Source organism: Niveibacterium sp. COAC-50 (assembly GCF_013184235.1).
In the GTDB taxonomy this organism is placed as follows: domain Bacteria; phylum Pseudomonadota; class Gammaproteobacteria; order Burkholderiales; family Rhodocyclaceae; genus Niveibacterium; species Niveibacterium microcysteis.
Genome location: NZ_JABCJM010000001.1, coordinates 298,634 through 311,982, shown reverse-complemented (window position 1 = coordinate 311,982; position 13,349 = coordinate 298,634). Strand labels below are relative to the sequence as shown.

Sequence of the window (13,349 nt, the reverse complement as noted above, 5' to 3'; positions counted from 1 at the left end):
ACGCGATCGGCTCACCGCGCAGCTTCAGGAACACCGCCGATTACTCCTTCATCCCTAGCCGCTCCATGCGGTAGCGCAGCGAACGGAAGGTCACGCCCAGAAGCCGCGCCGCGGCCGTGCGGTTGCCATCGGTCTTGGCGATGGCTTCGTTGATGGCCTGGCGCTCGACGCGGTCGAGATAGTCCTGCAGGGATTCCCGCTCCAGGGCAACGCCGCCACCCGGAATGTCGTGCGGACCGGCCTCCTCCTCGCGCGGTTCGAGGTGAAGATCCTCCACCGTAATGCATTGGCCGCCATGCAAGGCCAACGCGCGTTCAAGAATGTTCTCCAGTTCGCGCACGTTGCCCGGGAATGCATAGGCCAACAGGGCGGCGTTCGCGGCGGCGTCAACACGCGGCACGGGCAAGCCCGCCTCCTGGGCCAATCGCCCAAGCAAGGCCTCGACCAGGGCCGGGATGTCCTCACGCCGCTCGCGCAGCGCTGGCATGCGCAGCTCGATGACATTGAGGCGGTAGAACAGATCCTGCCGGAACCGCCCTTGATCCACGAGCTCCTTCAGATTGCGGTGGGTCGCGCTGATGATGCGCAGGTCCACCGGCTGCTCGGCCGTGTCGCCGACACGGCGCACACGCTTTTCCTGGATTGCCCGCAGAAGCTTTACCTGCATGGGTAACGGCAGGTCACCCACTTCATCGAGGAACAAGGTGCCCCCGTTGGCAGCCTGGAAGAAACCATCGCGGTCAGCATCCGCGCCGGTAAATGCCCCCTTGCGATAGCCGAAGAACTCGCTCTCCATGAGATTCTCGGGAATCGCTCCGCAGTTGACCGCAACGAAGGGCTTCGCGGCACGCGGGCCGTACTCATGAATCAGGCGCGCCGCGCGCTCCTTGCCGCTGCCCGACTCACCGCTGATATAGACCGGCGCCTGACTGCGCGCCAAACGTTCGATCATGCTGCGCACTTGCAGCATAGTTGGCGACTCGCCGGTTAACGAACTGGCGCCGACCGGGCGCGATTCACTGGCGCGCTTCGGCAGATCGAAGACCGATTTGACCAGGGCGCGCAGTTGTTCGAGCGAAACGGGTTTGGAGAGGTAGTCGAAGGCCCCCTCCTTCAACGCGGTGACTGCGTTCTCCATGCTGCCGTAGGCCGTGATCACCGCCACTGGCAATTCTGGATGGTGCTGCGCAATCTCGCGCACCAGCGTAAGGCCATCGCCGTCCGGCAGGCGCATGTCGGTCAAGCACAGCTTGTAGCGGTGCTCCGCCAGCAATGCGCGCGCCTCGGCCAGCGTTCCGGCCGCGTCGGCACCAAGCCCCATGCGCAGAAGCGTCAGCTCCAGCAATTCACGGATATCAGCCTCGTCATCGACTATCAGTACCGCTGCATCGATGTGGCTGCGTCGCTCACTTGCACTGCTCATGCAACCCCCTTGGCCATCAATCGGAAATGCGCGCCACCGCGAGATTCGCAGAGCTGAAGTTCGGCCGCATTGGCCTGCGCCAACTCTCGCGCAATATAGAGCCCAAGCCCGGTACCGCGTGGATCGGACGTAAAGAAGGGTTCAAACACCCGTGAGCGCGACTCCGGCGGCACGCCGGCACCATCGTCCACGACATCGAGCATGACCTGGTCTTCACCGCCCGCGAGCACCTGGATTCTCACGCTGCCCGGCGCGCCGCTCGCAAAACGGCGAGCGTTGCCAAGCAGGTTCCAAAGAATCTGCTGCAGGTGAATACGGTCGAAGCGCACGCGCAACGCCGCATCACCCTCCAATTCGACAAGCGCCGGATCGAGCCCCTCGTAGCTGACCTGCTCATCCAGAAAGGTGTGGGCGAAAGCAAGCAGTGGAATGGTCTCCGGGGTCGCGCGATCGCGGCGCCCAAGTTCCAGCACGTCGCGCACCATGCGATCGATGCGCCGCGTGTTGTCGTGGATGATGCGCGTCAGGCGCTGCTGCATCTCGGCGCGCTTCTCTTCGCCAAGGAGTTCGCTGGCGTGGCTGATCGCAGCCAAGGGGTTGCGGATCTCGTGCGCGATCCCTCCGGTCAGGCGCCCGAGTGCCGCAAGCTTGATTTGCTGTGCCTCACGCTCGATGCGCTCAAGATCTTCAAGATAGACGATCGTATCGCCTTGCTCGCCCAATCGCAGGGTGCGCACGCGCACCTGGCTGCCGGCCTCGCCAACGCGAACCTCCGCGTCGCCACTCACCACCGCAGCCGCAAGCTCGGGGGACAGTACGTCAATCGGTAGGCCAATATGGGGCAAATCCCCCAACAGCTCGGCCGCCTTGCGATTGGCCTGCATCACCACGCCATCGGCGCCGAGCACGAGCACACCATCGTGCAGATCGGCAATGATCTGCTCGTTCACGCGCTCCTGACGACGCAGCGCAGCACCGCGCTGATGGGCAAGCGCTTCGTTGGCCAGCGCGCGGGTCGCCAGCAGGCGCGCCACGGTCGCAACTGCAAAAAAGCCAATGCAGACAAAACCCACCGCGGTGATGTCGGCAACCGCCTCGCTGTCGAGAGTCAGCGAACGCAGGCCTTGCACCGCGAGCACCGCCACAGAGGCCAAGGACGCGTAGAAGAAGACCAGGCGCCCTTCGCCGAGCAGTCCGCCGGCAGCAACCACCACCATCATCATGTAGGGCAGGCCACCCTTGTGGCCTCCGCCTAGGTACATCAGCGCACTGAGCGCCACGATATCAATTGTTATGTGGGTGTTTACCACCCACTCGAAGGGTGCCCGTGTGGCGCGCAGGAAATACAACAAGGCTACCGCGGCAAAGAAATACGCCGCGACGACATAGCTCCAATCCGTTGCGCTGGACGAGCCCTCGAGAAGGAACATCCGCCCGACGAAGGCGAGGCCGCTGGCAACGATGAGCCGGTAGAAGCTGTAGTAGCGCAGCGATTCCCAGCGCGATTCAGCGGGCTGCCAGGCATGTGGCATGCCGGCCCCCATCAGGCGCGCGGGCCGAGTTGGCGGTGCGCGTCGCTGCAGTAGAAGTGGCCGCCCTCCATCACACCCTCGCTTTCCGGCACATGCAGGCCGCACTGTGCGCAAGCCGTGATGCGTTCGGGTTCGGCCGGTGGCTGTGGGGCCGGATTGCCGCGGCGGGGACGCGATGCGCCACCATCGAATTTGCGGCGCAGCAACCAGATAGCAAGGATGCCCAGCAGGAAGAGGAGTATTTTGCCCACGTCAGGCGCCCCATCGCGATGCAGAAGCCGCCGAGTTTACCACCCGGTGCATGGGCGCTCAGAGGGCTGCAAGGCGCGCGGCCGCAGCATCCAGTGTCGCGTCCTGCTTGGCGAAGCATAGCCGCACGATGCGTTCGTCGCGGGGCTCGCGCGAAAACACCGAAACCGGAATGGCCGCTACGCCGGCTTCGCGCGTGAGCCATTCGGCGAACGCAACGTCCGGCAGATCGGAGATCGCACGGTAGTCGACCAGCTGAAAGTAGGTGCCAGCGCACGGCAGCAGGCGCAGCCTGCTTGTGGCCAACTGTGCGCGCAGGCGATCGCGCTTCGTCTGGTAAAACGCGGCCAGCCCCCGCCAGGTCTCTGGCCGCCCCGCAACCGTCGCAAAGGCGGCTTGAGCCGGACTGTTCACGGTGAAGACGTTGAACTGGTGCACCTTGCGGAATTCGGCCATCAGCGCTGCCGGGCCAAAGACGTAGCCGACTTTCCAACCGGTGACGTGATAGGTCTTGCCAAAGCTCGAAACGCCGATCGCCCGGCACGCGAGCGCTGGATGCCGAGCAACACTCTGGTGTTCGGCACCGTCGAAGACCATATGCTCATAGACCTCGTCGGACAGCACACAGACGCGCGACCCATCGAGTAGCGCAGCCAGCTGCAGCATGTCTTCCCGCGGCCAGATCGAGCCCGTCGGGTTGTGCGGTGTATTCACGATCACCAGCCGCGTGCGCGGGCTCAGTGCTGCCTTGAAGGCGTCCCAGTCCGGACGCCAGTCCGGTGCACGCAGCGGGATTCCCCGCAATTGCGCGCCCTGCAACCGCACTGCCGGGCCGTACGCGTCATACGCCGGCTCGAACACGATGACCTCGTCGCCCGGCTGCACCAGCGCGGCAATGGCAGTGAACAGGGCCTGTGTCGCGCCCGCCGTCACCGTGATCTCGGACTCGGGCTCATACCGCGCGCCGTATTCGCCCTCCAGCTTGTGCGCGATCGCTTCGCGCAGCGCCGGCAAGCCGGCCATCGGCGGGTACTGGTTATGGCCGGCAGCAATGGCCTCTGACACCGCGGCGGCGAGCGCGGGATCGGGCGAAAAGTCCGGAAAGCCTTGCGACAGGTTGATCGCGCCGCAAGCCTGAGCGAGCCTCGACATCACGGTAAAGATGGTGGTGCCCACATCGGGCAGCCGGCTATCGATCGGAACTGGAGTATCCAAACCAACTCTCCTCGCACGCTAGAGCCGCAAGTCTATTCCGGCGTAAGCTTGCGCAGGAGCCTCAAGTCGCGGGCTACGCGTCCGTAGACGTGAGAAGAGAGGCTCTGAATCGGCAAAGAGCCCTACCACACCGGGGAGATAGCGGTGACCGATCTTTTGGCGGCGGATGACGAGCTGGTCTTTGCGCCGGAAGGCGATGACGATGTCGAACATGGCGCGGCTGCGGTATGGCGCGTTCTGATCGTCGACGATGACCAGGATGTTCACGCATCGACGGAGCTCGCACTCAAGGGCACACCGATCCTCGGGCGCCCGCTGGAGTTCCTGCACACCTACAGCGCCGCCGAAACGGTGCAGTTCCTGCGGCGCGAGCAAGACATTTCGGTGATCCTGCTTGATGTGGTGATGGAAAGCGAGAACGCCGGCCTGAACCTCGTGCACATCATCCGCGAAGAACTGGGCCTGCAGGAAACGCGCATCGTGCTGCGCACCGGGCAGCCGGGCTATGCGCCGGAAATCCAGGCGATCCGCGATTACGACATCAACGACTACAAGACCAAGTCCGAACTCACCCACACGCGGCTCTACACCACGCTGACGGTTGCGATCCGGTCCTACGACCAGATCCGCGCGATCAACGCGAACCGCCGCGGGCTGGACATGATCGTGCGTGCCAGCGGCGAGCTAATGGAGCTGCGTGGCATCCAGGGCTTCGCCGCCGGTGTCATCACGCAACTTGCGGCCCTGCTGCGGCTACCGCCCGAGGGGCTGATCTGTGCGCAGGAAAACGGCAGCGGCGACGACGGTGTTCAGGTCGTTGCAGCCGGAGGCAAGTTCAGCGGGCTGATCAACCAATCGATCCGCGACATCCCGGATCGTGTGGTGCGGGAGCACCTCAACCGCGCCCTCGCATCGGGCAAGAACCAATACGACCAGGGCTCCACGACGCTGTTGCTCAACGGCTCGGGTCGCCGAATCGCCGTTTATCTGGAAAGCACGCACGCGATCGAGGAAATCGACCGCCACCTGCTTGAGGTGTTCTGCACCAACATTGCCGCCGGTTTCGAGAACACCGCCCTGTTCAGCCGCCTGCAGAACATCGCCTACGTCGACGCCCTTACCAGCCTGCCCAACCGGGTGCGCTTCCTTCAGTGCATTGACGAGCGCCTGCAGGGCAACCGCAAGAACGAATCGACCGTCGCGCTGGTCGACATCGACGAGTTTGCCGAGACCAACGACGCTCTCGGGCACAAGTTCGGTGACAAGCTGCTGCTGGCCGTCGCCCTTCGTCTGCGCGACCGGATGCCCGGTGCCATCGTCGCGCGGATCGCCGGCGATACCTTCGGCATCCTCGGCGAAGTATCGGTGGTCACACCGGCAGCACTCTCCGCTGTCTTCGCCGACCCGTTTATCGTCGATGAGCAGGAGATCGTGATCTCCGCAACGCAAGGTTACCTGCTGCTGCGCGAGGCAGACGGCAGCAGCGCGGACGCCTTGAAGAACACCAACCTCGCTCTCAAGCGGGCAAAGAGCCGGCACCGTGGGGAACACAGCTTCTTCACGCGCGACATGAACGTCGAGATCGAGGAGCGGGTCAAGCTGCTCCACGGCCTGCGCAGCGCATTCGACAACGAACGCCTGTTCCTGATGTACCAGCCGCAGGTTCGTATCGAGAGCGGCGAGCCGGTCGGCGTCGAAGCGCTGATCCGCTGGCGCGGTGACGATGGCCGCTTCATCCCGCCCGATCGCTTCATCCCGCTCGCCGAACACTCGGGTCTGATCGTCAATATCGGCAACTGGGTCATGCGCCTGGCGTGCTACGAACAGGTCAAGATCGCCGCTGCCGGCTTCCCGAACGTGCAGATGGCGGTCAACGTATCGCTGGCGCAGTTCCGTCATCAGGACTTCATCAATCAGGTCAGATCGGCACTGGCCGATACCGGCGCGGTCGCCCACCAGATCGAACTTGAGATCACCGAGTCGATGGCCATGGAGGACGCAGATTTTGTCGCCGGCAAGCTCAACGAGCTGGCACAGCTCGGCGTCAAGGTCGCCATCGACGACTTCGGCACGGGCTTCTCTTCGCTTTCCTACCTGCAACGACTACGCGTCGATCGACTGAAGATCGACCGCTCCTTCGTGAAGGACTTGTGCACGAACCAGCGGTGCCGCCAGGTCGCGGAAATGGTGATCCAGCTCAGCCAGAAGCTCGGCCTGGGGGTCATCGCCGAGGGCGTTGAAGAGGCCGACCAGGCCAAGGTACTGCTGGGGCTGGGCTGCCCGGATGCACAAGGCTACCTGTACGCCCGCCCGATGGAGCCCGAGGCGCTGCACGACTGGCTCGCAGAGCGCCGCGCACGCGGCTGAACCGCTGGCGGTTTGACCTGACGGCTTGCCCCGCTTGGCGCGAGCGGCCATCATCGGCGCATGGAACTCGCTCCCCTGATACCGCTCGACGGCGCGATTGCCGTCATCGACCAGACCCGTCTGCCTTTCGCCCGAACCACCCGCACGCTTGCCAATCTGGAAGCCTGCGCGCTAGCCATCGAGACCATGGTGGTCCGCGGCGCGCCGCTGATTGGCGCCACGGCCGCGTTCGGCGTCGCCATCGCAATGCGGCACGACACCAGCAACGACGCGCTCGAATCTGCGCTGACGCGCCTTGGGGGCACCCGCCCAACAGCCGTCAACTTGCACTGGGCGCTCGCCCGCATGGCAACCAAGCTTCGTCCGCTCAATCCGGACCTACGAAGCGCAGCAGCCTGGCGCGAAGCGCTCGCGGTTCACGCCGAAGACATCGCCGCCAACCGCGCGCTGGGCGAATATGGCCGCTCGCTGCTCGCCCGCCACGCCGAAGGGCTCGATCGCCCGCTGCGGGTCATGACCCACTGCAACGCCGGAGCGCTTGCCACCTGCGGCTGGGGCACGGCCCTCGCGCCAATCTATCTCGCGCATCAAGCAGGTCTGTCGATCGAAGTCTGGGTCAGCGAAACGCGGCCCCGCAACCAGGGCCTGCTCACCGCGTGGGAGCTGTCTGAAGGCGGTGTGCCGCACACCCTGATCGCCGACAACGCGGCCGGGCTGCTGATGCGCCAAGGCCTGGTCGATGTCGTGATCACAGGCGCCGACCGCATTGCCGCCAATGGCGATACCGCCAACAAGGTCGGTACCTACCTGAAGGCGCTTGCCGCCCGCGAACACGGCGTGCCCTTCTACATCGCGGCGCCCACCAGCACGATCGACGCAGCCTGCCCGGATGGTGACGCGATCCCGATCGAATCCCGCAGCGACGACGAAATCTGCGTGCTGCATGGCATCGATGGCGCCGGCGAGGCGGCGCAGGTTCGCATGTTCAATGGCCCTTGCGCCAACCCGGCCTTCGACGTCACGCCTGCCGCGCTGATCGCGGGCATTCTCACCGAACGCGGCCGCTTCGATGCAGCCCACATTACGGAGGCGCTTGCATGAATAGCATCGAAGCCCAACGCGACGCCCTGCTCGCCAGCGCACGCCACATCGCAGCCCTTGGGCTCAACCCCGGCGCCGCGGGCAACCTCAGCGTGCGCCACGGCGATGGCATGCTGATCACGCCATCGGGCCTGCCGTGGGAAGAACTGACGCGCATCGACTTCGTCACCGTCGCCGCTGACGGCAGCTACACCGGCCCGCGCGCGCCGTCATCCGAATGGCAACTGCATCGCGACCTCTATCTGTCGCGCCCCGACTTCGGCGCAGTGATCCATACCCACTCGCCTTTCTGTACCGCACTGGCCTGCCTGCACCGCACGATTCCGCCCTTTCACTACATGGTCGCCCGTTTCGGCGGCCACGACGTGCGCTGCGCTGCCTATGCCACCTACGGCACGGCCGCGCTGTCCGAGGCTACGCTGATTGCGATGGCCGATCGCAATGGCTGCCTGCTGGGCAACCACGGCATGGTGGTCGCCGGCCGCGACCTGCGCCACGCCCAGGCCTTGGCGGTCGAACTCGAAAGCCTCGCCGAACAGTACTGGCGAGCCTGCCAGCTCGGCGACCCGGTGCTGCTGCCGGAAGACGAAATCGCCCGCGTCCGCGAAAAGTTCAAGGGCTACGGGGTGCGCTGACGCGCCTCTCGGCCCGAGTTGCGCGCGCTCTCACCGTCGTGCAATGAGTCACGGCGATACGCTCATTTAATGCAATCATCATTTAGGCGCTCATACCATTCATGGCCGGCGACGACTGGCATGCGAATTACCCCCCGTCGCATCGTCGGTTACCAGCCAATATAGGAGGAGTGGAATGAGTGCCTGTAAGAAGAGCTTTCCGGCAATCCTTGCTTCGCTAGGTCTTATCGTATCGTTAGCCGCGCTGAGCGGATGCGGCGGCAATGGCGAGTCAGCGTCAACAAGCAACCAGCCGACCACGGCCGCAGAGGTTCGCACCGCAGAGCGAATCGCGACGGTCGAATCGCCGGGTGAGTTCGTCGTTCAATCCTTGGCGTTGCCGGTCGGCGGCGCATCGCAATACCTTGTATACCTGCCGAAGGGCTTCCGGACTTCAGGCCCGGGCATGAGCGACATGCGCGGACGCCTGTGGCCAATGGTCGTTTACCTGCACGGTTCTTCGCCAGACGGCTCGCCGAAAACCATGGAGCAGCTCCGTGGTGACGGCATCAACTACTACATCGAACATGGCGGCCAGGACTTTCCGGCGATCGTCGTGTCGCCACTTGAGGCCTCTTATTTCCATGATGAAGCCTTCGTGGACGCCGTCATACGCGATGCGCAGGCAAAGTACCCGGTCGATCGATCGCGCGTAAGCCTTGCCGGCTTCAGCTTGGGCGGCCTCGGCGCCTACCCTGTGGCGCTGGCATTTCCTCACCGCTTCTCGGCCGTCCTCGCCGCCGGCGGAGGCTTCACGGACGACCTGTTCTTCGGCCCACAAGCAATAACTGAATACGGAAACGGGCTACGCCACCTGCAAAACACGCCGTTCCATGTCGTGCACGGTGACGCCGACATGAACGTGCCTGTCGCGGTCGCCGACAACGCCGTCAAGGCTCTGCGCAACGCAGAGGTGACAGTGACATATGACCGAATGCCAGGCGTCGATCATCTCGGCAGCACGAACTACGCCTTCAACGCGGAGAGTCTCGGCGCGCTGATCAAGCAACGCGGTGAACGTCTCGACGACGAGACTAATCACATTCACCATGCAGACCGACTCGTAGGACGCTACGAGTTCGCAAGCACGTCGGGGAGCCCGCAAGTGCTGCACCTGAGCGTCGACACGCAAGGGCGACTGATTGTCGAAAACGAGACCTTCGCAACCACGACGGCCTACTACCCGATCGGTGACGACCGGTATGTCAGCAATTCAATGTTCTACCGCATGGTTCGAAATGCGGACGGGCGCATGAGCTGCATGTACTGGATCGGGACGTTCTGGGGCGCGCCGATCTACACCGACGCCGAACACGCGGCCACTTGCGGATACGGGCCGCAGAACTGACGCATCACGCATGGCGGCAACTTGGGGCAGGCAAGCCCGGGTGTGCCGCCTGCATACGCTGCCGGGCGACAGAGCCCCCACCGCTTACCGCCCGGCCGCCATCGCGTCAGCCTGGCGCGGCGCTTCGCCGACGCCACATCAGGTAGGGCACGGTCACGATCAGTGAACACAGCAGGTAGGCGGTGATCAGCAGCACCGCGTAGGGGCCGGGCATTGAGGCTGCAACCAGTACCGCGAGGCCGACATGCCGCGTCGAGCAGGTGATGGCCAAGGCGGTGCGCTCGTGCGGATCCGGGCCGCCCAACAGATGGCCGATCACGAGTGCGATCAGCAGCAAGCCGGTCATGGCGACGAAGGACCGCGGCGGCACATCCAGAAGCATGTGGCCAAACATCAGCAGCATCGCCAGGCCCATCAGCATCAGCAAGGACCCCAGCGCAGCAATCAGGCGATCCGCCCAGCGCTCGCAGATCGCCGGCCAGATCGCGCGCAGCGCCATGCCCGCGAGCAAGGGCAAAAGAATGGTCTGCGCGACCGACATCGCGATCTGAAGCGGCTCGACCTGCCGATCGAGCTCGAAATGCGGGCCGAGCACCATCACCCAAACGGGCACGAATGCGACGGCCAGGAACGACGAGGTCACGACGAGGCTGAAGACGTAAGGCGAGCGCCCGATGGCGCCGAGCTTGCGCGGCAGCATCGGCGCACCGGCCGACACCGCGAGCACCAGCAGCGCTGCGCGCGCGACCTTGCCGAGCGGCACGAACTCGTCGATCAGCACCGCCGCAGCCGGCACCAGCACATACATCGCGAGCAATGCCCGCGACAGCAGTGCCGGCCGCTGCCACAGGTAAGCGACTTGCCGCACGGACGAGGCTGCGCCGATGGCCAGCAACATGACCGCCACGGCGCCCTTCAGCAAACCGAAAAAGATCGCCAGCAAGGCGGCCTCCAGTCAGCCAAACATGCCGACGCCACGTGCCGGCGCGTCAAGGTTCAGAACTGCCCGCGCTGGCCAGCCGGCGCGGTGGTGCCAGCCTTCTCGGCGAGTTTGTCGAGCGACAGTTCCCCCTTGCGGTCGAACGGCAGGCGACCGTAGTCGCGCGTCAGCACTTCGCCGTGCACCCGGTAGCCAAAAGCCTTGCCCCCCTCGAACACCTTGGGCAGCTTGGCCAGCAATTCGATCAGCGAGGCCGACACGTCCACGCCGACAGTCGTCTCACCGAGGCGTGGCAGCACCACGGACTGGCCAGTCATGCCGGTGGCGACCTTCTGTCCATTGATCTCGAAACCGAAGGTCATTCCATCAACGGTGATGTCCTTTTCGTTCGGATTGCTGACGCGCAGCGTCAGATGCATGCGCTGCTGCAGCATGCCGCCGCCGGGCAGCAGCGATACATCCTCGACGCTGACCTCAGGCTTCTGCAGGCCAAGCGCCATGATCGCGCAGCCGGCCGCGAGCAACAGCCAGCCGAGGGCCAGCAGGCGGGCGATCGCACGCATGATCACTCCCGCCCCGAGAGTTTTTCGAGCAGACGCAACAGCGAGATCGAATCGTCCTCGCCCATGCCACAGCCCACCGCGCCGTTGAGCATTTGCGCAGTGGCCGCGCTGTTGGGCAGCGAGACACCCATCTTGTGCGCTTCGTCGAGCACGATGCGCAGGTCTTTCTGGTGCATCCAGGCCTTGAAGCCAGGCTTGAAGTTGCGGTCGAGCATGCGCTGGCCGTGGTTCTCCAGGATGCGGCTGTAGGCAAAGCCGCCCAGCATCGCTTCGCGGACCCGCGCCGGATCAACGCCGGAGGCGCGCGCAAAATGCAGCGCCTCGGCCACGATTGCCACGCCCGCGCCGGTAAGGATCTGGTTGCACGCCTTGGCCACCTGCCCGGCACCGCTCTCGCCAATCCAGGTAACCGTCTTGCCCATGCCTTCCAGCACTGGCCGCGCCCGCTCGAACGCGGCCTGATGGCCGCCGACCATGATCGTCAGGCTGCCGGCGATCGCACCGACCTCGCCGCCCGACACCGGTGCATCGAGCATCGTCACGCCGCGTTCGGCCATTCGGGCGGCGATCGAGCGCGCGGCAGAGGGCGCGATGGTGCTCATGTCGATGAACACCAGATCGACCCGGTTGGCGGCCTCCGCCCCTTCGGCGACACCACGCGCGCCCAGCGCCACCTCTTCAACATCCGGCGCGTCGGCCACCATGCTGATCACCACGTCGCAGTCGCGCGCCAGCGCGGCGGGCGATTCGGCGGGTTTGGCGCCGGCGATCAGGAGCGGCTGCATCGACTCTGCGCGGCGGGTCCATACCGCCACCTCATGCCCGCCCTTGAGCAGGTTGAGCGCCATCGGCCGCCCCATGATCCCCAAACCGACAAATCCGACTCTCATGATTCCTCCGTAGAATGCCGCCACCGGCATGGCGCTTGCGTGCGCCGCCGGCGAGAAAATCCAAGCCACGGAACGAAAGATACGCTCCATGCAATACGCCCCGATCATCAAGGAAATCGGACGAGGCGCCAAGGGCGCACGGCCAATGACCGAAGCGCAGGCCGAAAGCCTGTTCGGCGACATCCTAGACCAGCGCGTGCCCGACCTCGAGCTTGGCGCGATCCTGCTTTCGATGCGGATCAAAGGCGAAGATGCCGACGAGCTTGCTGGCTTCAAACGCGCGATGGACGCGCGCACCGCACAGGTCGCGGTGCCTGCCGGGCCGCGCTGCGTGGTGCTGCCGACTTACAACGGAGGGCGCAAGCAGGCCAACCTGATGCCGCTGGTGGCGCTGCTGCTCGCGCGCGAAGGCGTGCCGGTGCTGATCCAGGGGCGGCACGACTTCGAGAGCCGCGTGAGCCCCTTCGAGCTGTTGGGCGCCCTCGGTATCACCCCGGCGGCGGACACCGACGACGCCGCGCGCCAACTGGCTGATCGTCGCCTCGCGTGCCTGCCGGTCGCGACACTGTGCCCCGGGCTGGATGCGCTGCTCGCCCTGCGGCGCCGCGTCGGCCTGCGCAACAGCGGGCACACGCTTGCCAAGCTGCTGGACCCCTGCCGCGGCCACAGCGTGCGCGTGATCGCGGTGACCCATCCGGAATACCTTGAGCGCATGGCCGAGCAGCTCGACCGGGAACACGCCTGCGCGCTGCTGATGCGGGCGACCGAGGGTGAGGCCTACGCGCACCCGCGGCGTCGGCCCCGCCTGCTGGGTTATGTCGATGGTGCGGCGCGCGTGCTGTTCGATCAAGAAGATGGCGATCCGACGCGCGAGCCCGGCGAAGGCTGCGCGGTGGCCGACAATGCGGCGCAGATCCGCGCAATGCTCGACGGCGCGCAAGCGGTGCCACAACCGATCCTCGATCAGGTCAGCGCGCTGGCCCAACTGGCACGGGCCTGAAGCAGCACGCGCTGGAGACCGCTGAACGCGCGTGGCACGCGCCCCTT

At 65.2% G+C, this 13,349-nt stretch carries 12 protein-coding genes; 5 read left to right on the top strand and 7 right to left on the bottom strand.

The window, feature by feature from the left end; translation table 11 throughout:
• Positions 1 to 40 precede the first annotated feature (40 nt).
• The 4 genes from HH302_RS01360 to HH302_RS01345 are packed head-to-tail and all read right to left on the bottom strand — an operon-like array spanning position 41 to position 4,419.
• Positions 41 to 1,423 (bottom strand): sigma-54 dependent transcriptional regulator, encoded by a 1,383-nt coding sequence (locus HH302_RS01360; protein WP_172197049.1) that lies wholly within the window; start codon positions 1,421 to 1,423, stop codon positions 41 to 43.
• Positions 1,420 to 2,955: a PAS domain-containing sensor histidine kinase gene (locus HH302_RS01355; protein WP_253945976.1), complete on the bottom strand. Its 1,536-nt coding sequence runs from the start codon at positions 2,953 to 2,955 to the stop codon at positions 1,420 to 1,422. Before HH302_RS01355 ends, HH302_RS01360 begins: the two co-directional genes overlap by 4 nt.
• An 11-nt stretch (positions 2,956 to 2,966) precedes the next feature.
• Positions 2,967 to 3,206, bottom strand: a complete 240-nt coding sequence (locus HH302_RS01350; RefSeq protein WP_172197042.1) for a PP0621 family protein — start codon at positions 3,204 to 3,206, stop codon at positions 2,967 to 2,969.
• A 58-nt stretch (positions 3,207 to 3,264) separates the two neighbouring features.
• Positions 3,265 to 4,419: a methionine aminotransferase gene (locus tag HH302_RS01345; protein ID WP_172197039.1), complete on the bottom strand. Its 1,155-nt coding sequence runs from the start codon at positions 4,417 to 4,419 to the stop codon at positions 3,265 to 3,267.
• 144 nt (positions 4,420 to 4,563) lie between these two features.
• Here HH302_RS01345 and HH302_RS01340 point away from each other — a divergent pair, with 144 nt between their 5' ends.
• From HH302_RS01340 to HH302_RS01325, 4 genes are all read left to right on the top strand, one after another.
• The gene (locus HH302_RS01340; protein ID WP_216661734.1) at positions 4,564 to 6,786 is read left to right on the top strand and encodes an EAL domain-containing protein; all 2,223 of its coding nucleotides are present in this window, start codon (positions 4,564 to 4,566) and stop codon (positions 6,784 to 6,786) included.
• Between the two features lie 60 nt (positions 6,787 to 6,846).
• The gene (gene mtnA / locus HH302_RS01335) at positions 6,847 to 7,887 is read left to right on the top strand and encodes an S-methyl-5-thioribose-1-phosphate isomerase (RefSeq protein WP_172197036.1); all 1,041 of its coding nucleotides are present in this window, start codon (positions 6,847 to 6,849) and stop codon (positions 7,885 to 7,887) included.
• On the top strand, positions 7,884 to 8,522 hold the full coding sequence (locus HH302_RS01330; protein ID WP_172197033.1) for a class II aldolase/adducin family protein: 639 nt from the start codon (positions 7,884 to 7,886) through the stop codon (positions 8,520 to 8,522). The genes mtnA and HH302_RS01330 overlap by 4 nt, the downstream gene beginning before the upstream one ends.
• A 445-nt stretch (positions 8,523 to 8,967) precedes the next feature.
• Complete coding sequence (locus HH302_RS01325; RefSeq protein WP_172197030.1) at positions 8,968 to 9,909, top strand: prolyl oligopeptidase family serine peptidase; 942 nt, start codon at positions 8,968 to 8,970, stop codon at positions 9,907 to 9,909.
• A gap of 106 nt (positions 9,910 to 10,015) precedes the next feature.
• Here HH302_RS01325 and HH302_RS01320 read toward each other — a convergent pair whose 3' ends face one another.
• Genes HH302_RS01320 through HH302_RS01310 form a run of 3 tightly spaced genes read right to left on the bottom strand, consistent with a single transcriptional unit; the run spans position 10,016 to position 12,302 of the window.
• Positions 10,016 to 10,852, bottom strand: a complete 837-nt coding sequence (locus tag HH302_RS01320) for a bile acid:sodium symporter family protein (RefSeq protein ID WP_172197027.1) — start codon at positions 10,850 to 10,852, stop codon at positions 10,016 to 10,018.
• A gap of 53 nt (positions 10,853 to 10,905) precedes the next feature.
• Complete coding sequence (locus HH302_RS01315) at positions 10,906 to 11,412, bottom strand: LEA type 2 family protein (RefSeq protein WP_172197024.1); 507 nt, start codon at positions 11,410 to 11,412, stop codon at positions 10,906 to 10,908.
• Between the two features lie 2 nt (positions 11,413 to 11,414).
• The gene (locus HH302_RS01310; RefSeq protein ID WP_172197022.1) at positions 11,415 to 12,302 is read right to left on the bottom strand and encodes an NAD(P)-dependent oxidoreductase; all 888 of its coding nucleotides are present in this window, start codon (positions 12,300 to 12,302) and stop codon (positions 11,415 to 11,417) included.
• A gap of 88 nt (positions 12,303 to 12,390) precedes the next feature.
• On the opposite strand from HH302_RS01310, the gene ybiB reads away from it, so the two are divergent.
• On the top strand, positions 12,391 to 13,302 hold the full coding sequence (gene ybiB / locus HH302_RS01305) for a DNA-binding protein YbiB (RefSeq protein WP_172197020.1): 912 nt from the start codon (positions 12,391 to 12,393) through the stop codon (positions 13,300 to 13,302).
• Positions 13,303 to 13,349 lie beyond the last annotated feature (47 nt).